This window comes from Gemmobacter sp., assembly GCF_016792925.1.
Taxonomy (GTDB): Bacteria; Pseudomonadota; Alphaproteobacteria; order Rhodobacterales; family Rhodobacteraceae; genus Gemmobacter.
In genome coordinates, this window is record NZ_JAEULU010000308.1 from 1 (window position 1) to 21794 (window position 21794).

The 21794-nt window shown below is 67.4% G+C and carries 20 protein-coding genes and 1 pseudogene; 12 read left to right on the forward strand and 9 right to left on the reverse strand.

Going from position 1 to position 21794, the window contains the following annotated elements; all coding sequences use genetic code 11:
- Positions 1 to 71: 71 nt before the first annotated feature.
- The 8 genes and pseudogenes from cysQ to JNN06_RS14970 all read left to right on the forward strand — a co-directional run bounded on the left by cysQ (position 72) and on the right by JNN06_RS14970 (position 9377).
- Entirely contained in the window at positions 72 to 884 is an 813-nt protein-coding gene (gene cysQ / locus JNN06_RS14935) for a 3'(2'),5'-bisphosphate nucleotidase CysQ (protein WP_291240389.1), read from the forward strand.
- A pseudogene (locus JNN06_RS14940) lies at positions 881 to 1675 on the forward strand (manno-octulosonate cytidylyltransferase). Before cysQ ends, JNN06_RS14940 begins: the two are co-directional and overlap by 4 nt.
- Positions 1672 to 2892, forward strand: a complete 1221-nt coding sequence (locus JNN06_RS14945; RefSeq protein ID WP_291240390.1) for a glycosyltransferase family A protein — start codon at positions 1672 to 1674, stop codon at positions 2890 to 2892. The pseudogene JNN06_RS14940 and the gene JNN06_RS14945 overlap by 4 nt, the downstream one beginning before the upstream one ends.
- Positions 2893 to 3095: 203 nt before the next feature.
- Positions 3096 to 3995 carry a UTP--glucose-1-phosphate uridylyltransferase GalU gene (gene galU / locus JNN06_RS14950; protein WP_291240391.1) on the forward strand — a complete coding sequence of 300 codons (900 nt, stop codon included), beginning with the start codon at positions 3096 to 3098 and terminating at the stop codon, positions 3993 to 3995.
- A gap of 15 nt (positions 3996 to 4010) precedes the next feature.
- Positions 4011 to 5264, forward strand: coding sequence for a glycosyltransferase family 1 protein (locus tag JNN06_RS14955; RefSeq protein ID WP_291240392.1), 1254 nt, complete (start codon positions 4011 to 4013; stop codon positions 5262 to 5264).
- Between the two features lie 6 nt (positions 5265 to 5270).
- Complete coding sequence (locus JNN06_RS14960) at positions 5271 to 6281, forward strand: glycosyltransferase family 2 protein (protein ID WP_291240393.1); 1011 nt, start codon at positions 5271 to 5273, stop codon at positions 6279 to 6281.
- Positions 6278 to 7975: a beta-1,6-N-acetylglucosaminyltransferase gene (locus JNN06_RS14965; RefSeq protein ID WP_291240394.1), complete on the forward strand. Its 1698-nt coding sequence runs from the start codon at positions 6278 to 6280 to the stop codon at positions 7973 to 7975. Before JNN06_RS14960 ends, JNN06_RS14965 begins: the two co-directional genes overlap by 4 nt.
- 40 nt (positions 7976 to 8015) lie before the next feature.
- Positions 8016 to 9377, forward strand: coding sequence for a nodulation protein NodH (locus tag JNN06_RS14970; protein ID WP_291240395.1), 1362 nt, complete (start codon positions 8016 to 8018; stop codon positions 9375 to 9377).
- Positions 9378 to 9380: 3 nt separating this feature from the next.
- On the opposite strand, the gene JNN06_RS14975 is transcribed toward JNN06_RS14970, so the two are convergent.
- The 7 genes from JNN06_RS14975 to JNN06_RS15005 all read right to left on the reverse strand — a co-directional run bounded on the left by JNN06_RS14975 (position 9381) and on the right by JNN06_RS15005 (position 14118).
- Positions 9381 to 9845, reverse strand: a complete 465-nt coding sequence (locus tag JNN06_RS14975; protein WP_291240396.1) for a PTS sugar transporter subunit IIA — start codon at positions 9843 to 9845, stop codon at positions 9381 to 9383.
- 34 nt (positions 9846 to 9879) lie between these two features.
- The gene (raiA, locus tag JNN06_RS14980) at positions 9880 to 10455 is read right to left on the reverse strand and encodes a ribosome-associated translation inhibitor RaiA (protein WP_291240397.1); all 576 of its coding nucleotides are present in this window, start codon (positions 10453 to 10455) and stop codon (positions 9880 to 9882) included.
- Positions 10456 to 10700: 245 nt separating this feature from the next.
- Positions 10701 to 11441, reverse strand: coding sequence for an LPS export ABC transporter ATP-binding protein (lptB, locus tag JNN06_RS14985; RefSeq protein WP_291240398.1), 741 nt, complete (start codon positions 11439 to 11441; stop codon positions 10701 to 10703).
- Positions 11441 to 11926, reverse strand: coding sequence for a lipopolysaccharide transport periplasmic protein LptA (gene lptA / locus JNN06_RS14990; RefSeq protein WP_291240399.1), 486 nt, complete (start codon positions 11924 to 11926; stop codon positions 11441 to 11443). Before lptA ends, lptB begins: the two co-directional genes overlap by 1 nt.
- 21 nt (positions 11927 to 11947) lie before the next feature.
- On the reverse strand, positions 11948 to 12553 hold the full coding sequence (locus JNN06_RS14995; protein ID WP_291240400.1) for a hypothetical protein: 606 nt from the start codon (positions 12551 to 12553) through the stop codon (positions 11948 to 11950).
- Between the two features lie 4 nt (positions 12554 to 12557).
- On the reverse strand, positions 12558 to 13523 hold the full coding sequence (locus JNN06_RS15000; protein ID WP_291240401.1) for a KpsF/GutQ family sugar-phosphate isomerase: 966 nt from the start codon (positions 13521 to 13523) through the stop codon (positions 12558 to 12560).
- Entirely contained in the window at positions 13504 to 14118 is a 615-nt protein-coding gene (locus tag JNN06_RS15005) for a ribonuclease H-like domain-containing protein (protein ID WP_291240408.1), read from the reverse strand. Before JNN06_RS15005 ends, JNN06_RS15000 begins: the two co-directional genes overlap by 20 nt.
- 121 nt (positions 14119 to 14239) lie before the next feature.
- On the opposite strand from JNN06_RS15005, the gene JNN06_RS15010 reads away from it, so the two are divergent.
- Complete coding sequence (locus JNN06_RS15010) at positions 14240 to 15166, forward strand: YcaO-like family protein (protein ID WP_291240402.1); 927 nt, start codon at positions 14240 to 14242, stop codon at positions 15164 to 15166.
- 189 nt (positions 15167 to 15355) lie between these two features.
- Positions 15356 to 15925, forward strand: a complete 570-nt coding sequence (locus JNN06_RS15015; protein WP_291240403.1) for a hypothetical protein — start codon at positions 15356 to 15358, stop codon at positions 15923 to 15925.
- Here JNN06_RS15015 and JNN06_RS15020 read toward each other — a convergent pair.
- Positions 15901 to 17934, reverse strand: a complete 2034-nt coding sequence (locus tag JNN06_RS15020; RefSeq protein WP_291240404.1) for a BTAD domain-containing putative transcriptional regulator — start codon at positions 17932 to 17934, stop codon at positions 15901 to 15903. The genes JNN06_RS15015 and JNN06_RS15020 overlap by 25 nt on opposite strands.
- A gap of 305 nt (positions 17935 to 18239) precedes the next feature.
- Positions 18240 to 19595, reverse strand: coding sequence for an aminotransferase class I/II-fold pyridoxal phosphate-dependent enzyme (locus JNN06_RS15025; protein ID WP_291240405.1), 1356 nt, complete (start codon positions 19593 to 19595; stop codon positions 18240 to 18242).
- A gap of 182 nt (positions 19596 to 19777) precedes the next feature.
- Between JNN06_RS15025 and JNN06_RS15030 the strand changes: the two genes are divergently transcribed.
- Positions 19778 to 20704 carry a DMT family transporter gene (locus tag JNN06_RS15030; protein ID WP_291240406.1) on the forward strand — a complete coding sequence of 309 codons (927 nt, stop codon included), beginning with the start codon at positions 19778 to 19780 and terminating at the stop codon, positions 20702 to 20704.
- A 32-nt stretch (positions 20705 to 20736) separates the two neighbouring features.
- On the forward strand, positions 20737 to 21794 hold a 1058-nt coding region (locus JNN06_RS15035), incomplete at its 3' end, for a DNA polymerase III subunit gamma/tau (RefSeq protein WP_291240407.1).

Genomic DNA, 21794 nt, shown 5'->3' on the forward strand with positions numbered 1-21794 from the left:
AAGGAACAACGGATTTTTACGCAACTGTCGCGCCCGGCCGGGCGCCGATCCGCCTGACCGGAGCCTTTCGCATGGATTTCAACCAGCTTGTCCCCACCATCCGCCGCCTCGCGCTTGAGGCCGGAGACCGGATCATGGAGGTCTATAACAGCCCCGATTTCGAGGTGAAATCCAAGGGCGACGCAAGCCCGGTGACGGCGGCCGACGAGGCGGCGGATGCGCTGATCTCGGCCGGGCTGCGGGCGGCCTTCCCGGATGTGACGCTGATCACCGAGGAACAGGCGGCCAGCCACGCGCTCTGCGCGCAGACTTTCCTGATCGTCGACCCGCTGGATGGCACCAAGGAGTTCATCCAGCGCCGGGGCGATTTCACCGTGAACATCGCCTATGTCGAAAACGGCGTGCCGGTGCATGGCGTGGTTTACGCCCCGGCGCAGGGGCGGTTGTTCTACACGCTGGCCGAGGGCGGCGCGGTGGAGGAAACCGGCGCGCTGGACAAAAACCGCCCCGGCAATCTGCGCCGCATCGGGGTGTCCACGCCCGATAATGGCGGGCTGATGGTGGTGGCCTCCAAATCGCACCGCGACGCGGCCACCGATGATTACATCAACAAATACAGCGTGAAAGACATGCGCTCGGCCGGGTCTTCGCTGAAATTCTGCCTTGTGGCGACGGGCGAGGCCGATCTTTACCCGCGCCTCGGCCGCACGATGGAATGGGACACGGCGGCGGGCGACGCCGTGCTGCGCGGGGCGGGCGGCCATGTGGTGCGCTTTGACGACCACACCCCCCTTGCCTATGGCAAGCAGGGCTGGGACAACCCGTTCTTCATCGCCTATGCCCCCGGTGTTGATCTGAAACCCGGCGTGAGCCTGCAAAAATGAGCGTGCTGATCGCCATTCCCGCCCGCTATGCCTCCACCCGCTATCCCGGCAAGCCGCTCGTCACGCTGACCGGGCCGGATGGCGCGAAAACCCTGATCCAGCGCAGCTGGGAGGCCGCACGCGCCGTCAAGGGCGTGGACCGTGTTGTGGTCGCCACCGATGATGACCGCATCAAGACCCATGCCGAGGGCTTTGGCGCCGAGGTGGTGATGACCTCGCCCGCTTGCCAGAACGGCACCGAGCGCTGCGCCGAAGTGGCCTCGAAACTGCCGGGCTTCGAGATGGTGGTGAACCTGCAAGGCGATGCGCCGCTGACGCCCGCCTGGTTCGTCGAAGAGCTGATCGCGGGCCTGCGCGCCGATCCGCAGGCCGACATCGCCACCCCGGTGCTGCGCTGCGATGGCCGCGCGGTCAGCGGCTTTCTGGCCGACCGCCGCGCAGGGCGCGTGGGCGGCACCACGGCGGTGTTCGGCGCGGGCGGGCGGGCGCTTTATTTCTCCAAGGAAGTGATCCCCTAGACCGGCAAGACCTATGCCGACGCAGACCCGACCCCGGTGTTCCACCATGTCGGCGTCTATGCCTATCGCCCGCGCGCCCTGCGCGCCTATGCCATCTGGCCCGTCGGCCCGCTGGAAGTGCTGGAGGGGCTGGAGCAGCTGCGCTTTTTGGAACAGGGCCGCAACGTCTTGTGCGTGGAAGTGGAGGCCAAGGGCCGCCAGTTCTGGGAGTTGAACAACCCCGAAGACGTGCCGCGCATCGAAGCGATGATGGCCGAGATGGCCGCGCAGTGACCGATCTGCCCACGATCAGCGTGATCGTGGTCAGCCGCCACCGGGCGGAGGCGCTGCGGCGCGCGGTGCTGGCGCTTGGGCAAAGCGATCACCCCCGGCTGGAGCTGGTGGTGGTCGCCGATCCCGGTGCGCTGGCGGGCCTGCCTGCCCCCACAAGAGCGGCGGCCAAAACCGTGGCCTTTGACGAGGCCAATATCTCTGCCGCGCGCAACCTTGGCATTGCGCAGGCGGCGGGCGAGATCATCGCCTTTCTGGATGATGATGCCGTGCCGGAACCCACATGGGCCAGCCGCCTTGCCGCCGCCTTTCACGCCCCGCAAGTGGTGGCAGCCACCGGCTTTGTGCGGGGGCGCAACGGCTTTTCCTTCCAGTGGCAAGCCTCCGAGATCGACCAGCTGGGGCGCGATCACCCGCTGGAGGTGACCGGCCCCGCCCTGCTTGCCGCGCGGGCGGGTCGGGCGGTCAAGACCCAGGGCACCAATTGCGCCTTTCGCGCCCATGACCTGCGCGCAGTGGGCGGCTTTGACCCTGCCTATCGCTTTTATCTGGACGAGGCCGACCTGAACCTGCGCATGGCCGGGCGCGGGCTGACCGCCGTTCTGCCCCTGGCGCAGGTGCATCACGGCTTTGCCGCCAGCGCGCGCCGCCGCGCCGACCGGGTGCCGCTCAGCCTGCATGAGATCGGCGCCTCCAGCATGGTCTTTCTGCGTCGCCACGCGCCGGAACGGCTTTGGGCCGAGGGGCTGGAGCATCTGCGCGGCGAGCAGCGCCGCCGCGCCCTGCGTCTGATGGTAGAGGGCCGGATCGAGCCGCGCGGGGTGGAGCGTCTGCTGGCTTCGCTGGAGGCCGGGTTGACCGAGGGCGGCGCCCGCCCGCTGCCCGACCTGCCGCCACTCCCCCCCACGCAAGGCGCCTTTCAGCCGCTGCCCGGCACCGGGCCCCGGCCAAGCCGCATCCTTGCCGGGCGCAGCTGGCAGCGCAGCTGGCTGGAGGCCGAGGCCCGCGCCGCCACGGCCGCAGGCGCCATCGCCACGGTGATCCGCCTCTCCCCCAGCGCCCTGCGCCATCGCATGCGCTTTCACCCCGAAGGCTGGTGGGAGCAAAGCGGCGGGCTGTTCGGCGCCTCGGACCGAAGCGACCCGGCCTTCCGCTGGTGGCGTTTTGCCGACCGCATCACACGAGAGGTTTCAGTCTGGGCAAAACTCCGCCCAGAATGACGCAAACCGGCTGACCCCGGCGTCAATCCGGCTTGCGATGTGGCGCGGCCTTCGCCACAAGGGGCCAAACCCGCCTCGCGGCAGGCAAAGGCGCAGCATCACCTTTGTTTTTCGCTGCGTTGTCACAAAAATTCCCCTATTGTGACGGCCAGTCGCCGCGCAGGTGATACATAAGAACGACCCTCAGAGAATCGAGTCATAGAATGAAGTCCAGAAAGGTCACCAAGGCAGTCTTCCCCGTGGCAGGCATGGGAACCCGCTTCCTGCCCGCCACCAAGTCGATCCCGAAAGAGATCATGACGCTGGTTGACCGCCCGCTGATCCAATACGCCATCGACGAGGCGCGCGCCGCCGGGATCAAGGAATTCATCTTCGTCACCTCGCGCGGGAAATCGGCGCTGGAAGATTACTTTGACCACGCGCCCGAGCTGGAAAGCACGCTGAAGCGCGCGGGCAAGACCGACCTGCTGGAGACGCTGAAATCCACCAACATGGACAGCGGCGCCATTGCCTATGTGCGCCAGAACCGCCCGATGGGTCTGGGCCATGCGGTGTGGTGCGCCCGCCGTCTGGTTGGCAACGAGCCCTTCGCCGTGCTGCTGCCCGATGACGTGATCGCCGCCGAAAAGCCCTGCCTGCAACAGATGGTGGAGGCCTATGAGGCCACCGGCGGCAATATGGTCGCCGCGATGGAGGTGCCCCCGGCCAAGGCCAGCAGCTATGGCGTGCTGGATATTGACGAGGACATGGGCAACATGGTTCGCGCCAAGGGCATGGTGGAAAAACCGAAGGCCGAAGAGGCGCCCTCGAACCTCGCGGTGATCGGGCGCTATATCCTGTCGCCCAAGGTCATGACGAACCTCAACAAAATGAAGCAGGGCGCGGGCGGCGAGATTCAGCTGACCGATGCCATTGCCGAGGAAATCGGCCCCGAGGGCACCGGCGTTTACGGCTTCCGCTTCCGCGGCCAGCGCTATGACTGCGGCTCCAAGGCCGGGTTCCTGCAAGCGACCGTCGCCTTTGGCATGTCGCGCCCCGATTTGCAGGAGGAGTTCACCTCTTACCTGCACGACGTGGTGGCACAGCAGAAAGCTGCGCAGTAACAGGCGCTTGCGGCAATGCCCCCCGCGCATCTGCTGGATCTGACGCGGCTGGTGTCGCGTCTGGGCCGGGCGGCGCTGACGGGGGTGGACCGGGTAGAACTGGCCTGGGCCGAAAGATTGCTGGAGGGGGAGGTCCGCGAGGGCATCCCCCTTTTTGCCTTGGTGCGCACGGCCTGGGGCTTTTGCCTGCTGGATCGGCGCGGGGTGGAAAAGGTGCTGGCGGTGACGCGCGGCGCGCCCTTGGGCAAGGCCGATCTGGCAGGCCGGATCAGCCGCCGCAGCGACCCGCTGCGCGCCCGGGCCGAGGCCGTGGCCAGGCGCGAAAGTGTCACGCGCTGTATCGTTCCAGGGCTGGCCCGGATGCTGCGCCGCCTGCCACCGGGCACCGTCTATTTCAACATGGGTCACGCCAATCTGACGCCGCGCGTGATGGCCGCGCAGGCCGGGCCGCGCGTCGTGCTGATCCATGACACCATCCCGCTGGATCACCCGGAATTCACCCGCCCCGGCATCCCGCAGGTCTTTGCCCGAAAGCTGGCCGCCGCGGCGCAGGCCGAGCTGATCGTGCATACGACCCACGCGACCCGCGCCCTGACCGAGGCGCAGATGGCGCGGCTCGCCCCGCTGCCAGCCGGTGTGGTGGCGCCGCTGGGGGTGGGCCTGCCCGCGCCCGGCGGGTTTCACCTGCCGGGGCTGGACCGCGCCCGCCCCTTCTTTGTCACCGTCGGCACCATCGAGCCGCGCAAGAATCACGCGCTGTTGCTGGACGTGTGGCAGGCCCTGGCGCAGCGCCTGCCAGAGGGCGCCATGCCACAACTGGTGATCGCGGGCAGCCGGGGCTGGCTGAACCGCGCCGTCTTTGCCCGGCTGGATGCCCGCCCGCCGCATGTGATCGAGGCGCCCGGCCTGTCTGACGCGGCGCTGGCAGGGCTGCTGCAAGCCTCGCAGGGCCTGCTGTTCCCCACTCAGGCCGAGGGCTTCGGCCTGCCCCCGCTGGAGGCCGCAGGGCTTGGCGTGCCGCTGATCGTCAGCGATCTGCCTGTCCTGAGGGAAACTCTGGGTGACTTGGCAGTTTACCTAAGCCCCACAGATGTTTATTCTTGGATGGAAACAATCGAACGGGCCGCCAGGGACGGGCGCGGGTGGGGTGATGGTGTGAGGGGTCAGGCTGCGACAGGGGGCAAGCGGGCATTGCCCGACTGGACCACGCATTTCAACACTGTCTTAAACTTCCTTCGCCAGACTGGCCCGCAGGACCGGACGAGGTAGGCGGCTTTGGGCATCTGGACGACATACCGGCTGCGGCTGGCGCGAAAACGCTGGCGCCTCAGGGCGTTTGTCAAGCGTCGTGAACTGTCGCCGGTCGTCACCCGTGCCGCCAATATCCGCGCGGGCGACCTGATCCTGGTCTCCACCGTCCGCAACGAAAAGGTGCGCCTGCCCTATTTCCTGCGCTACTACCGCGATCTTGGCGTCAATCATTTCCTGTTCGTGGACAATGGCAGCGATGACGGCACGCGCGATTACCTCGCCCAACAGGCCGATGTCTCGGTCTGGACCACGAAACACAGCTATAAACGCTCGCGCTTTGGCATTGACTGGGTGAACTGGCTGCTGATGCGCTATGGCCATGGCCATTGGGTTGTGGTGGTCGATCCCGACGAATTTCTGGTCTATCCCTTCTGTGACACCCGCCCGCTGCGCGCGCTGACCGATTGGCTGGATGCCAGCTCGATCAAATCCTTTTCGGCCATGATGCTGGATATGTATCCCAAGGGCCCGATCGCGCAGCACCCCTATCACGAGGGTCAGGACCCGCTGGAGATCGCCAATTGGTTCGACAGCGGCAATTACACCATGACCAAGAACCCGGTCTACGGCAACCTGTGGATCCAGGGCGGCCCGCGCGCCCGCAAGTTCTTTGCCGACAACCCCGAACGCGCCCCCGCGCTGAACAAAATTCCGCTGGTGAAATGGCAGCGCGATTACGTCTTTGTCAGCTCGACCCATATGCTGCTGCCGCGCGGGCTCAACCAGGTTTACGATGAATGGGGCGGCGAAAAGGCCTCGGGCTGCCTGCTGCATGCCAAATTCCTCGACACTTTCGCCGTGAAGGCGCAGGAGGAGATGGCCCGCCAACAGCATTTCGCCAATAGCCACGAATACCGCGCCTATCAGGAGGGCATGGCCTCCTCGCCCGACATGTGGTGCAAGTGGAGCGAGAAATACATCAACTGGCGCCAGCTGGAGATTCTGGGCCTGATGTCGAAAGGCAACTGGGCATGAGCGTGGGCTTTGTCATGCTGTGCCACACCGCGCTGGACCGCGCCGCGCAGGTCGCCCGCCATTGGGCCGAGCGCGGCTGCCCGGTGGTGATCCATGTCGACAAACGGGTGAAGCGCCGCCATTACGAACGCATGCAGCGCGATCTGGCCGAGGTTGCTGACATCCGCTTTTCCGAGCGCTTCGCCTGCGAATGGGGCACATGGGGTCTGGTGGCGGCCACGCAAGCAGCCTCCATGCTGATCCTGCGTGAGTTTCCAGCGGTGCGCCATGTGTTCCTCGCCTCCGGCTCCTGCCTGCCGCTGCGCCCGGTGGGCGAGCTGATCTCGTATCTGGATGAACGCCCCCGCACCGATTTCATCGAAAGCGTCACCACCGAGGATGTCGGCTGGACGGTGGGCGGACTGAACATCGAGCGCTTCACCCTGCGCTTTCCCTTCTCGTGGCGCCGACAGCGGCGGGCCTTTGACACCTATGTGCGGCTGCAACGGCGGCTGGGGGTCCGGCGACGCGTGCCGAAAGGCATCGTGCCGCATCTGGGCAGCCAATGGTGGTGCCTGACGCGACAAACGCTCAGCGCGATTCTGGAAAGCCCCGACCGCGAGGCGCATGACCGCTATTTCCGGCGGGTGTGGATTCCCGATGAAAGCTATTTTCAAACTCTGGTGCGGCAGGTTTCCACCAATGTGGAAAGCCGATCGCTGACCCTTTCCAAATTCGATTTTCAGGGCAAGCCGCACATCTTTTACGACGATCACCTGCAACTTTTGCGCAAATCCGACTGTTTCGTGGCGCGCAAGATCTGGCCGCAGGCCGACCGGCTGTATCAGCATTTCCTCTCGGCCGATCTGGGCAGTCAGGCCCTGGCCGAGCCGAACCCCGGCAAGATCGACCGGCTGTTCGCCAAGGCCGTGGAGCGGCGCACCAAGGGGCGCGCGGGGCTGTATATGCAAAGCCGGTTCCCCAAGGCGAATTGGGAAAACGGCATGTCCGCCGCGCCCTATTCGGTGTTCGAGGGCTTTGCCGAGCTGTTTGAGAGTTTCGACATCTGGTTGGGCAAGGTGGCGGGCACGCGGGTGCATGGCCATCTGTTCGCCCCGGATCGCGCCCAGTTTGCCGGGGGCGAGACGGTCTATAACGGCGCCCTGTCCGACAGCGCGGGCCTGCGCGATTACAACCCGCGCAGCTTTCTGGTCAGCCTGATCTGGAACACGCGCGGCGAGCGGCAGTGTTTTCAATTCGGCCCCGAGGACAATCAAAAGATCTCGCCCTTCCTCGCCCGCGATCCGAATGCGCAAATCTCGGTGATTTCAGGGGCTTGGGCAGTGCCGCTGTTCCGGGCCAACGCCAATTTCAGCGACATCCGGCGCGAGGCCGCGCGGCTGCAAAAAATCGAGACCGAGCATCTGGAGGTGCTGCGCGCGGCGACCACCAAGGCCAAGGTGCGGGTCTGGACGCTGGCGGAATTTGTCGAAAACCCGATGGAGCCCTTGCAGACCATCATTGACGAGATCAGCCCGCGCTCTCTGCGGCGGCTGACCGAGGCGCCGCGCATGGCGGACCTGACGGGCTTTGGCCAGTTCTTGCAGAACCTGCGCAATCAGGGCATGCAGCCGGTGCTGATGGGCGATTTTCCTGCCGGGGATGACCCGCGCCCGCAACCCACGCGGCGCGGCCGCCCCTATCTGGTGAAGTGACTTGGCGCCAAAATTCACCTCTTTCGTCATGTTCGCGGCCATGCGGACCGGATCGAATTTTCTGGAGGCCAATCTGAACGCGCTGGATGGCGTGACCTGCCATGGCGAGCTGTTCAACCCTCATTTCATGGGCAAGAAGGACAATGCCGAGATGTTCGGCCTTGATCTGGCGGCACGGGAGACCGATCCGCTGGCGGTGCTGGCCGCGATGCGCGAACAGACGCCGGGGCTGGCGGGGTTCCGGCATTTCCATGACCATGACCCGCGGGTGACCGCGCATGTGCTGGCCGATCCGGCCTGCGCCAAGATCATTCTGACCCGCAACCCGATCGAGGCCTATGTCAGCCTGAAGATCGCGCAGGCCACTGATCAATGGCGGCTGACCAATGCGAAAAACCTGAAAACCGCGCGCATTGCCTTTGATGCTTCGGGGTTTGAATCCCATCTGCAAGCGGCGCAGGAATGGCAGATGCTGCTGATGCGCGGCTTGCAAACCACGGGGCAGACTGCGTTTTATATCGACTATGAGGATCTGAGCGATCTGGAGGTTCTCAACGGCCTTGCGGCGTTTCTGGGGGTTGCGGCGCGGCTGGAGGCGCTGGACCCCAAGCTGAAAAAGCAAAACCCCGAGGATGTGACCGAAAAGGTGGTGAACCCGGCCGAGATGGAGGCCGCGCTGGCGCGGCTGGACCGGTTCAACCTGTCACGCAGCCCGAATTTCGAGCCGCGCCGGATGCCGATGATCCCCTCTTTCATCGCCGCCGCCGATGCGCCCTTGCTTTTTATGCCGGTGAAGGGCGGGCCCGAGGACGCGGTGCGCGACTGGCTGGCGCGGCTGGGGCGCGGCGGGCTGATCGGCGATTTCGTGCAGAAAACCCTGCGGCAATGGAAGCGGCAGCAGGGGGCGCATCGCAGCTTTACCGTGCTGCGCCACCCTTTGCCGCGCGCGCATGAGGGCTATTGCCGTGTCGTGCTGGAGGGGCAGAATGACCTGTATCGCCTGCTGACCAAGGCTTATGGGCTGGATCTGCCGCGCGGGCCGGGCGTGACGGCGGCGCAGCACCATGACGGGTTTCTGGCCTTTCTGCGCTGGCTGAAGATCTATCTGGGCGGCCAGACCGGGCAGAAGATCGACCCCGCGCTGGCCAGCCAGTCGGCGGTGGTGCAGGGCTTTGGCACCTTCCAGCAGCCCGATCTGATCCTGCATGAGGGTCGCCTGGCCGAGGGCCTTGCCTTCCTGGCGGCAGAGCTGGATCTGAACGCACCGCCGCTGCGCGCGGTGGAGGGCACGCCCCTGCCCTTCACGCTGGATGCGATCTGGTCGCGCGATCTGGAGGATGCCGCGCGCGAGGCCTATCAGCGCGACATTCTGGGTTATGGCTTTGGCCGCTGGCGCCGCTGAGCCTCAGGCTGCGGCGGTGGTCCGGCTTTCGGTGAGAATCGCGTAAAGCTTGGCCGGATCGGCATTGGCGCGCAGCTTGGTGCAGATGCTGGCATCGCGCATGGTGCGGCTGACCAGCGCCAGCGCCTTCAGATGCTCCACCCCCGAATCCTTGGGCGCGAACAGGCCAAAGATCAGGTCAACCGGCTGACGGTCCACGCTGTCATAATCCAGCGGCTTTTCCAGCCGCAGGAAGACGCCGACGATGTTCGACACATCCTCCAGCCGGGCATGCGGCAGCGCGATGCCATGGCCCACGCCGGTGGGGCCGAGGCTCTCGCGCTCCTGCAGGCCATCAATGGCCACAAGCGCATTCAGCTTGTAGGCCTGCGCGGCGATCTCTCCCAGTTCCTGGAAGAGACGCTTTTTGCTCGTCATCTGGCTGACGACCCGAACGGCCTGCGGGTTCAACAGTTTGGAAAGTTCCATCAGGGTCGTCGTCCATCCGGCGCCCGGGGGCGCGTCACTTGCTGTTGCGCGGGTCGATCCAGCCGATATTGCCGTCATCACGACGGTAAACGACGTTCACGCCCCCATGTCCCTCGTTGCGGAAGACGAGCATCTTTTGCCCCGCCAGCTCCATCTGCATCACGGCTTCACCGACGGTGATCGAAGGAATCTTCGTCTCCATCTCGGCAATGACGATCGGCTGATCGGCGATGGCCTCGCCCTCGTCTCCCTCATCGGTCGGGGCGAGGATATAGGAGGAACCGCCGTCGAATTCAACCGGCCCCGTGCGGCGGCTGTGGTGATCGCGCAGACGGCGCTTGTGGCGGCGCAATTGCTTGTCCAACCGCTCGCGGCAGGCCTCGAAAGCGGCATAGATTTCAGAGGCGGCGCCCTTGGCGGCGGCGTTCAACCCGGTCGACAGGTGGATGGTCGATTCGCAGATATATTCATGCGCCGTCTTGGAAAACACCACGACCGCATCGGTGGGACGCTGGGCGTATTTGTCGACGACCTCCCCCAGTTCGGCCTTCACATGGGTCTGAAGTGCCTCACCAATGTCGATCTGTTTTCCACTGATCTGGTAACGCATGGCTCCTCCTTCGCGATGACGGCATGGCGCATCCTGCCTCATGCAGGATGACCAGCCGGTTAATTTCATGTGGGATGTCCCGGGTTTCGGCACCAGTCCGGAGGAGGCAGAAAACTGCCGCAAGGGGCCGAGGGTCAGGGGCGGGTATCGCACGCATCACGGGTATTTGGCGGCAGATCGGGCGGTGTTGTCAACAGCCTCGTCACGAAAGCTGCGCGGCATTCCGCCCGGCGCGCGGCCGGGGATCAGACCATGCGGAAATTCTGGCCCAGATAGACCCGGCGCACGGTTTCATCCTGCACGATTTCCTCGGTCGTGCCGCTCATCAGCACATGGCCGTCATGCAGGATATAGGCGCGGTCCACGATCTCGAGTGTTTCGCGCACATTGTGATCGGTGATCAGCACGCCCAGACCCCGGCTTTTGAGGTCTTGCACCAGATGGCGGATTTCACCCACGGCAATCGGGTCGACCCCGGCAAAGGGTTCGTCCAGCAGAAGATAGCTGGGCTCGGCGGCCAGACAGCGGGCGATCTCCACCCGGCGCCGCTCGCCGCCCGAAAGGGCCAGCGCGGGGGCGCGGCGCAGATGGGTGATGGAGAATTCGGAAAGCAGTTCTTCCAGCCGCTCGCGGCGCTTGTGGCTGTCACGCTCGCGAATTTCCAGCACGGCCAAGATGTTATCCTCGACCGACAGCCCCCGGAAGATCGACATTTCCTGCGGCAGATAGCCCACGCCCAGCCGCGCGCGGCGATACATCGGCAGGGCGGTCACATCCTTGCCGTCGATCACCACCTGCCCGCCCTCGGGCGTGACAAGGCCCGCGATCGAGTAAAAGCAGGTGGTCTTGCCCGAGCCGTTCGGCCCCAGCAGCGCCACCACCTCGCCCCGCGCGAGGGACAGCGTCACATCGCGGATCACCGGGCGCTTCTTGTAACTTTTACGCAGATTGCGGACGTGAAGGCCGCTCGTATCCGGGGCGGTCATCAGTTGCCCCCCGGCACGAAGATGGTGGAGACCCCGCCCTCCATCCGCCCGGTGCCGGCCTTGAGGTCGATCACCAGTTTCTGCCCGGAAATCGCGCTGGCGCCCTGGGTCAGCAGCACATCGCCCGTCATCACCACAGAGCCGGAGCCGATGGTATAGACCGCCTCGCGCGCCTCGGCGGCATCCTTGGCCGAAGCCAGCGTGACGCCGCCGGTGGCATGCAGTTTCTCGATGCTTTTGCCGCCCTGCCCGTATTCCACCCGCACCGTGCTGGCCGAAAGCCGCATCTCGCCCTGCCCGACCAGCACATTGCCGGTGAAGGTGGCGCTGCCATCGGCCTGATTGACGGCAAGGCTGTCGGCCTTCACCTCGACCGGCAGCGAGGTGTCCTGCTTCAACCCGCCAAAGCTGATGGCGGCATCCTGTGCCAGTGCCGCGGCGGGGCCAAGGACGCAAAACAGGGTCAACAGAAGCGGGCGGAACATCGGGAAGCCTTTAAAAATGCGTCAGGGCGTATCAGGGGATGTGCCGGGCTGGTATATCAGCCTGACGCCCCCGTTGAAAACCAGAAGATAGTGGCGATTTGCGCCGTCAGCGGGGGTCAGCGCCATGCGCCCGGCGGTCAGTTGCCCCAGCGGCCCGAACCCTTCCACCGCGCCCGCGCTTTCCATGCCGCTGCGGTCGAGGTTCAGGGTCAGGCTTTCGGTGCGGAACTCGTAGCCCAGCGATTGCGAGATCAGCACGCCCCCCTCCAGCACCGCCTGCGCGGCATCCGAGGTGAAGCGCAGCCCCGCCGCCGACAGGGTGCTGCGGGCGCCATCGGGTGTCGCCAGCTCGGCCCGCACCGCCTCGGCGCTGGCGCCGCCCTCGCTGGCCGGGCGGGCGACACTGGCGGTCACGCTGATCGTGGCGCCATCGCGGGTGGTGCCGGCATAGGCGGGTGCGGTGATGCGGGGTTCGCGCAACCGGTCGGCCAGCTCGGCCTCGGTCAGGGTCAGCGCGCCCTCCGGGTCGATGCTGCGCGCCACGAGGAACAGGCTGGACAGCACCGCCAGCGCGAACAGCGGCAGCGCGACCTTCAGCCAGCCCACAAGGCGCGAATGCCCGTCCATCGCGTCACACCACCCCGGCCCGCAGGCAATCATGGATATGGATCAGGCCAACCGCATGGCCCGAGCCTTCGGGATCGACCACGAACAGCGAGGTGATCTTGCGATCCTGCATCAGGCCCACGGCCTTGGTCGCCAGCGCCTCCGGGCCAATGGTGCGCGGGTTGCGGGTCATCACCTGCCCGGCGGTGAGGCTCAAGAGCCCCTGCATATGACGGCGCAAGTCGCCATCGGTGACAATCCCCGCCAGCGCGCCGGTCGCATCGGTCACCCCCACCACGCCGAACCCCTTCTGGGTCATGTCGAGCAGCGCCTCGGTCATCGGCGTGTCCAGCCCAACCAGCGGCAGGTCCTGGTGCATCAACTGCCGCACCGTGGCAAGTTTCGCGCCCAGCTTGCCGCCGGGATGGAACACCCGGAAATGTTCGGGCGTAAACTGCCGATGCTCCATCAGCGCGATCGCCAAGGCATCGCCAAGCGCCAGCGTCATGGTGGTGGAGGTGGTCGGCACGATGCCGGTATCGCAGGCCTCCTGCGCCGGGGGCAGCAGGATCGCCACATCGGATTGCCGCAGGAGGGTAGAGCCCTCGCGCCCCGCCACCCCGATCAGCGGGATGCCGAAACGCCGGGTATGGGCGATGATGTCGGCCAGCTCCGGCGTCTCGCCGGAATTGGACAGCACCAGCGCCACATCGCCTTCGGTGACCATGCCCAGATCGCCATGGCTGGCCTCGCCCGGATGCACGAATTGCGCGGGCGTGCCGGTCGAGGCGAAGGTCGCCGCCATCTTGCGCGCGATATGGCCCGATTTGCCCATGCCACACACGATCACCCGGCCTTGCGCCCCCAGAATCGTGGTCACGGCCTTGGTGAAGCTGTCGCCCAGATGATCGGCCAGCAGATCCAGCGCCTCTGATTCGCGGCGGATGACCCGGCGCCCGATGGCGAGGAAATCAGTGGTTGAAGATGTCATTGGTATCTTGCCACCCCATCAGGTCCAGCTCTGCCCGCGTCGGCAGGAAATCGAAACAGCTTTGCGCCAGCGCCATGCGGCCCTCGCGGATCAGCCGGGCCTCCAGCGCGTCTTTCAGCTTGTGCAGATACAGCACATCCGAGGCCGCATATTCCTTCTGCGCCTCGGTCAGCACGGCGGCGCCCCAATCCGAGGTCTGCTGCTGCTTGGAGACATCCACCCCCACCAGCTCGGCCAGCAGATATTTCAGCCCGTGCCGGTCGGTGAAGGTGCGGATCAGGCGCGAGGCGATCTTGGTACACCAGACCGGCGCCGTGGTGACGCCAAAGGCCTTTTTCATCGCGGCAATGTCGAAACGCCCGAAATGGAACAGTTTCAGCACCGCCGGATCGGCCAGCAGGCGCTCCAGATTTGGGGCAGAGGTCTGGCCGCGCGCGATCTGCACCAGATGGGCATGGCCATCCCCCGCCGAAAGCTGCACCACGCACAGCCGGTCGCGGCGCGGGTCGAGGCCCATCGTCTCGGTGTCGATGGCAACCACGGGGCCAAGGGTCAGGCCCTCGGGCAGGTCGCCCTGATAGAGGTGGATGGTCACACGGGCCTCCGAAAGCAGCACGCCAAGGGGATAGACCCGGCAGGGGCCGGGGTCAACCGCGCCCCCCGCGCCCCGGCCTTGCGCCCTTGCCGGATGCGCCACAATGCGCGAGGCTTCGCCCATGCGTGACCCTCTCGCCCCCCTTGCGGCGCAAAGCGAGCTGCGCCTGATCCGCGCGCCCTGGGCGCCGGGGCTGGTGCTGGCCTTCGCGCGCTGGCGGGGCGACCGGCCTGCCCTCTCGCCCCTTGGCAGCGGGGCGGGAGAGCGGGCGGAAGACGCGCGCAACCGCGCCTTGGGCGAATTGGCTGAAAACCTGTCGATCCTGCCCGCTGCCCATGCCGGACCGGTGCCCGCGCGCGATGCGGCGGGGCGGCTGGTGCTGGCCGATGCGCGGGCGCTGCCCGGGCCGGGAGGGTTGGGCAGCGAGGGGGTCGCCGCCGGGCCAGACCCGCAGTCGGCGCGGCTGGCCGCGTTTTGCGAGCGCGCCGAACGGGCCGCGCTGGCGCTGTGGTGGCAGGGCACGCTGCCCGCGCACCGGGCGCCGGATGCGCTGTGCCTGCCCACGCTGCGGGCCGGGGCCAGCGCGCGGCAGGGGCTGACACTGGCGCTGGAGCTGCTGCCGGGGTTGGCGGTGCGGCTGGTGGTGACCTGCGATCCCGATGGCGGGCGGCCCTCGCTGGGCAGCGCCGCGCATCCCGAGGCGGACACCGCCGCAGCGGCGGCCCTGCGCGAGGCGATGCAGGCCGAGCTGGCATGGCTGATGCCCGATCACCACCCTGACCGCGCCGAGCGTGACCTGCGCGCCCATGGCCTTGCCGCACGGCTGCCCAGCCTGCACGCCGCTGCGGCGGCCGCCCCGCCCTCTGCCCCGGCAACCCTGCCCGCTCTGCTGGCCGCGCTGGCCGGGAGCAAGCTGGCGCATGGCTTTGCCGATCTGACGGTGCCAGATCTGACGGGCCCAAATCCGGCCATTCCGGTCTGGCGATTTGTCTGCCCCGATTGGCCCTTGGCCCGTCCGCTGTTCCAGCCGCTCGCCGCGCCGCCCTAGCGCCTTTGCGAATGTGACGCAGCAATGACGATGCCCTGTCATGCTTGCCGTCACCGCCCGTTTCGCCAGGTTTCCCGCCCGCCCCTTGCCCGAAGGCCTGCTCATGGCACCGCAAAGACGCCCTGCCTGCCCAGCCCCCCTCGCCATTCCCGCGATCGTTCCCTGAACCCCAGCTGAAGGAGCCAGCCCATGACCGCCACCGATCCCGCCGCCCCGCTGAGGGATGTGAAATTCAACACCATCGACTTCAAGCTGACAGGGGCTTTCATGGTCGCCATGGCCCGCCAGCCTGCCGATCTGCGGCCCACCACGCTGCGCAGCTTCATGGCCCTGCTGGGCGCCTATGCCCGCAGCCATGGCGCCCTGCTGATGCAGGACGCCGCCCGCGAGGCCCCGGCGCCGGACATCGTGTTCGGGCCGGTCGCGGGCGAGGATTTCGGCGTCAGCTTCCTGCCCAATCCGGGCGAGACCGGCGATGCCCCACTGGGCATGTGGCGGGTCGCACAGGTGCTGGAAGTCTGGAACGTGCGCGAGGAGGCGGCGATGACGCTGCTTCAGAACCGTGCCAATGCCGTGCATATCCGCCTGCCCGAGGCCGGCAATATCGCCGAGAAAGAGCAAAAGGCGCTTGGCCTGCAAGCCAGCGGCGAGACGTTCGACGCCCCGCCCTATCTGGAACCCTATGCCCTGGGCGAGATGACGGCCCTGGAATTTGTCTGGTCGAATGTAGGCGATTACACCACGCGATCCTGTCGCTGAGCGGCGCGCGCCGCAGGCCCCGCCGCGCGCGACAGCAGCACAGGCGCGGGGGCGCCCGTCAGGCAGGACAGCGCCCCCGCCACCTCATCCAGCCCAAGCCCCCACCGCATCGAAGTGGCGGCCAGAAACCAGCCCCGCGGATCGGGCGGGCTGTCGCCCTGCCAGCGCGCGGCCAGCCCCTCGCGAAAGCGCGCCCAGAAGCGCAGGGCCTGCGCCGTCTCGCCCGCCAGATGCGCCGCCGCCGCGCCGTAAGCGAAGGTGAAGGGGATGGCCCCCTCGGACTGTTCGGCCAGCGCCATGGCCTGTGCCAGATCGCCCGCCAGCAAGGCCACCGGGGTGCGATAGCCCATCGAGACGCGGCACACCCCGCCATCCAGCCGGGACGCCGCATCGGCCAGCCGCGCCGCCCGCGTGACATCCCCCGACAGCGCCAGCATTTCGGCAGCCGCCGACAGGCGCCGCGGGTTGCTTTGCGACAATTCGGCCACGATGGAGGCCGCGCGCCCGGCGCCCGGCGCATCATCGCTCAGGATCAGGCTCCAGCCATAGGCCAGCCAGCCATCGCCGCGCTCGGGCGCCTCGGCGGTGACGGCGCGCCCGATCCGCAGGGCCTCGGCCACGCCGGCATGCACTTGACCCTGCCCCGGAAAGATCAGCTCGCGGCTGTTCAGCAGCTCTGCCAGACCGATGCGCGCCCGCAGCCCCAGATCGCCCGCCGACCCGACCGACCGCAGCAAGACCTCGGCCCGCCGGTCAGCCTCGGCCGACCAGTCGCGCATCAGCCAGCCCGCCCGGATCAGCTTGCGATAATCCGCCAGCTCGGCATCGCTGAGCCGGTCGATCCCTGCGATGTAATGCGCCTCCAGCTTGCCGGTGAGGCGCAGGGCCATGCGTTGCAGCGCAAAGCCGGAATTGCGCAGCCAATCCTCGCGATGCAGTTGCAGCGGCCATGTCCAGATGATCGTGCCGGTGGCCAGATCCTTCAGCGTCAGGATCAGCCGCATCTCCTCGATCCCCGGCGAGGCCGTGCCGCGCAGCTCGTAATGCCCGTCGCGGCAGGGCAGCGCCATGCCCGGCGCGGTTTCGATGGTGACCCAATCCTCCACCGCGAACAGCGCCGCCGACAGCTCGGCCTGCATTGCGGCCACGCGGATCTGGTCCTCCTCGGGCAGGCCAAGCAGCGGGAAAGGGTGCAGGAAAATGGTCAGCCGCTCGGCCTCGGCCTCGCGACGGGGCGCGCCACCCCGATGCGCCGGGTCGGGCAGCGGCCCCGCGGCGGGGTTGGACGGCGCCATTTTCAGCGAGACGGCAATGGCCTGCGTCTCGGGCGAGGGTTCGATGTCGAACTCCTCCTCCAGCACCTCCCACAGCAGGCGGTAATGGTCCAGCGCCGCCGCCTTGTTGCCCGCCGCAATGTCCAGCTGCATCAGCGTCCGGGTCGCGGCCTCGTCTTGCGGCATCAGCTCGCGCAGGCGTTCCGCGATCAGCCGGGGCGAGCGGCCCGCCGCCGTTACCGGCAGGGCCAGCCGGGTGCGCAGGGCGCCCGCCAGCGCCCCCAGCCAGACCGCGCGCCGCTCGGTCAGGAAGCTGTCGAACACCGGGTCCAGCCCCCAGAGATCGGCGGCAAAGCGCATTTCGGCGTCGCGCAGGCTGCGGGCCGCAAGGGCCGCCTCCTGCCCCGCATCCCAGGCGCGCAAGGCGCCCTCCAGATCACAGCAGGCGCCGCTGAACCGGGCCTGCACCTCTTGCCGCCCGGCCTCGAACAGCTCCAGCGGCGCGGTCTCGCGCGCGAGGATATGCAGGGTGTTGCGCAGGGAGCCGCGCGCCTTGTCGGGGCCGGAATCCGACCACAGCAGATCGGCCAGCCGGTCGCGCGACTGGCGGGCAGGCGCGCCAAGGCAGAAGGCCGCCAGAAGCGCCCGCTGTTTCTGGCCCCGAACCGCAATGTCCCGGCCCTCATGGGTCAGGCAGAACCGATCGAGAATCCGATAGCCAAAGCCCCCCGACATGCGCCGAACCGCCACCCTGAAACATGCCACCCAGGTTCAGGGATAAAGGAGGCTCTGGCGCGCGTCCACCCTCGCAACGGGAATCGCGGCGCCATCACAGGGAAAATTTGGCCTGAAAAACAACCAAGGGTCGTGAAAGCGCCCGCCCAGAGGGGATTCGGGCGGGCGCCGCCCGGGTTTGACGCCGGGCTTCAAAGGCACATGGGTCGAGGCCGAAATAGACCCCTCGCTGGCAAGGCGACCCCATGCACCCATCCTGTCGCGCGGCGGCCCCCCTGCGGGGGCCACGCGCGGATCTGATGGCGTCAGGCCACCCCGGCCAGCCGATCCTCCCAATCCTGCCGCGCGGCGCGGTCGAGGCGCTGCCGGGCCTCGACCAGCCGGGTGACCAGCATGTCAATGTCCTCCGGGCTGTGATCGGCCATCACCCGCAGCCGCCAGACCGCCGCCGCCTGCGAGGCGGGCATTGGATGCGGCGCGCCCGCCGCAGGGCCGGGCGCCTCGTCCAGATTGAGCATGACGCCATGGGCCAGCATCTCGGCCGTCAGGCGGCGCGCCTGTTCCAGCCCCGGAAAGCGCAGCGTGACCACCGGGCCGGGCATCGACACCGGCACAAACCCCGCCGCGTGCAACCCCGCCCGCAGCCGCGCGGCATTGGTGGCAAGCCGCGCGCGGCGGATCACGCCTTCCTCGCCCGTCACCAGATCCAGCACGGCCAGCGCCACGGCGGCCTGCACCGGCGACATGGCACTGCATTCGGTCTGCGCCCCGGCGGCGAGGCGCAGCGCAGGTTTCAGCGCCGGATGGTTTGACGCGACAAAGCCGCCATTGGCCGCAAAGACCGAGGCCAGGCTGCCGGTCACGATGTCCACCTGCCCCGGCAGGCCCTGCATCTCGATCACGCCGCCACCAGTCTCGCCCATCACACCCAGATCATCCGACACATCGACCATCAGCGTGGTGGCATGACGGCGGCACAGCGCCTGCACGCGCCCCAGATCGGGCAGGCCGGCACCGCAGGGGCCAAGCGCATGCAGCACCACCAGAATCCCCGCCTGCGGGTGGTGATCGCGCAAATGATCCAGCCGGTCGGCGAGGGTGAGGCAATCCGCCTCGGGCAGCAGATGCACCCTGGCCCCGGAGGCCGCAGCGCCTTGCCGCACCCCGTCGCGCACCGGCCCGCAGATCAGCACATGGTCGCCCGCGCGCAGCAGGGTGCGCAGCGCGCCAAAGGCCGCCGACCAGCCGCAGGGAAACAGCGTTGCCCCGGCATAGCCCAGATGCGCGGCCAGCCGCGCCTCCAGCTGGGTGCCCAGCGTGCAAAGCCCCATCTGGCTGGCACTGCCCGCCGCATGCACGCCATAGCGCCGCGCCGCCGCCGTGGCCGCCGTCAGGATGCGCGGATGCGACGAAAGCGAGAGCGGGTCTTCCATCGCAAAATTGATGCCCGACAGCCCGCGCCCGGCGCGATCCCGCCCCACGACGCGCGGCCCGATCCGGGCGGTGTTCGACTTGCAGCTGGCGTCAAAGCCCTCGGCCAGACGCTGCGCCATCCAGTCGGCCACCGGCGCCCAACGCTCCATCAGGCCGGTATGGCGGGGCTCCAGATGCTCCTCCGCCGAGGTTGCCAGCAGGGCGGACAGGTCGTGACAGCGGGGCATGGCCTTTTCCTCCGGATGCTGCGTTGCGTCAGACCATGCCCGGCCTTGCGTCATTGCAGCGTCATTGCCAGCGTCATTCGCCGCCTCCTGCCCGGCCTTGGGGTGCGGCAGGGCGTCAAATGCGGCGGGGCGATGTCGGCGCAGGCCAAGCATTGCCTCTGGCGGGCGGGCATGTTGGCCGCATGACACGCACCCGCCCGCTTTGGCTGATCGCCGCGCCCGCCCTGTTCCTGCTCCTCTGGTCGGCGGGCTTTGCCATTGCCAAACTGGGCTTGCAGCACGCCCCGCCCATCACCCTGCTGGCGCTGCGCTATTGCCTTGTTCTGCTGCTTTTGTTGCCGGTGGCGGCAGTGGTCCGCCCGGCATGGCCGCAAGGCTGGCGGCAATGGTTTGACGTGGCCGTGGTGGGCTTCCTCATTCAGGTGGCCTATTTCGGCCTGTGCTACTGGGCGTTCAAATCCGGCGTTTCGGCGGCGGGCGTGGCGATCGTGGTCTGCCTGCAACCGATTCTCGTGGGGCTGATCGCACCGCATTTCGTGGGCGAGGCGGTGGGGCCACGGGTCTGGGCGGGCCTCGCGCTTGGCCTTGCGGGCGCCGTGGTGGTGATTCTGTCACGCGGGCAGGTGCAGGCCGAGAACCCCTGGGGCCTTGTGCTGACCGTGGGCGCCCTGATCGGCATGACGGCGGGCACCCTGTATGAAAAGCGCTTTGGCGTCAGCCACCACCCTGTCGCCTCGAACCTGATCCAATATGCGGTGGGGGCGGCCTGCACGGTGCCGGTGGCGCTGGCGACCGAGACCCTGACGATCCGCTGGGATGCCGAGTTCATCGCCGTGCTGGCCTATCTGGTGGTGGGCAATTCGCTGCTGGCCATGTCGCTGCTGCTGGCGATGATCCGGGCGGGCGAGGTCAGCCGGGTGTCGGCGCTGTTCTACCTTGTGCCTGCCATGGCTGCGCTGTTCGCCGTGCCTTTGCTGGGCGAGGCGATGCCGCTGGCCGCCTGGGGCGGCATGGCGCTGGCGGGGCTTGGCGTGGCGATGGCCAGCCGCAAGGCTCCAACCCCAACGCCACCCCCGAGCAGGGTGGACGCCGAACCGCGCCGCGCTTAGGTTAGACCCGCAGAACCCGGGAACCCCGCCGCATGACCGACAGCCAGCCGCAAGCCTATCAGGTGCTTGCCCGCAAATACCGCCCCGAAACCTTCGCCGATCTTGTCGGGCAGGAGGCGATGGTGCGCACGCTGAAAAACGCCTTCGCGGCGGACCGGATCGCCCATGCCTTCGTGATGACCGGCATTCGCGGCACGGGCAAAACCACCACGGCACGCATCATCGCCAAGGGCCTCAATTGCATCGGCCCCGATGGCAAGGGCGGCCCCACGACCGAGCCTTGCGGCCAATGCGACCAGTGCAAGGCGATTGCCGAAGGCCGCCATGTGGATGTGATGGAGATGGACGCCGCCTCGCGCACCGGGGTGGATGACATCCGCGAGATCATCGCCTCGGTCGCCTATCGCGCCAGCTCGGCCCGCTACAAGATCTACATCATCGACGAAGTTCACATGCTGTCGACCAACGCCTTCAACGCGTTGCTGAAAACGCTGGAGGAGCCTCCGGCCCATGTGAAATTCATCTTTGCCACCACCGAGATCCGCAAGGTGCCGGTCACGGTGCTGTCGCGCTGCCAGCGGTTCGACCTGCGCCGGATCGAGCCGGAGGTGATGCTGGGCCTTTTGCGCAAGATCGCGGGGGCGGAAGGCGCGAACATCACCGAGGATGCGCTGGCGCTGATCACCCGCGCCGCCGAAGGCTCGGCCCGGGATGCGACCTCGCTCTTGGATCAGGCGATCAGCCATGGCGCGGGCGAGACCACCGCCGATCAGGTGCGCGCCATGCTGGGGCTGGCCGACCGGGGGCGCACGCTGGATCTGTTCGACATGGTGATGCGGGGCGATGCGCCCGCCGCGCTGTCGGAGCTTGCAGCGCAATATTCCGACGGGGCCGACCCGATGGCTGTGCTGCGCGATCTGGCCGAGATCACCCATTGGATTTCGGTCATCAAGATCACGCCTGAGGCCGCGAATGACCCCACCGTCCCCCCGGACGAGCGTGCGCGCGGGCTGACCATGGCCGAGGGCCTGCCGATGCGGGTGCTGACCCGGATGTGGCAACTCCTGCTCAAGGCCATCGAGGAGGTGGC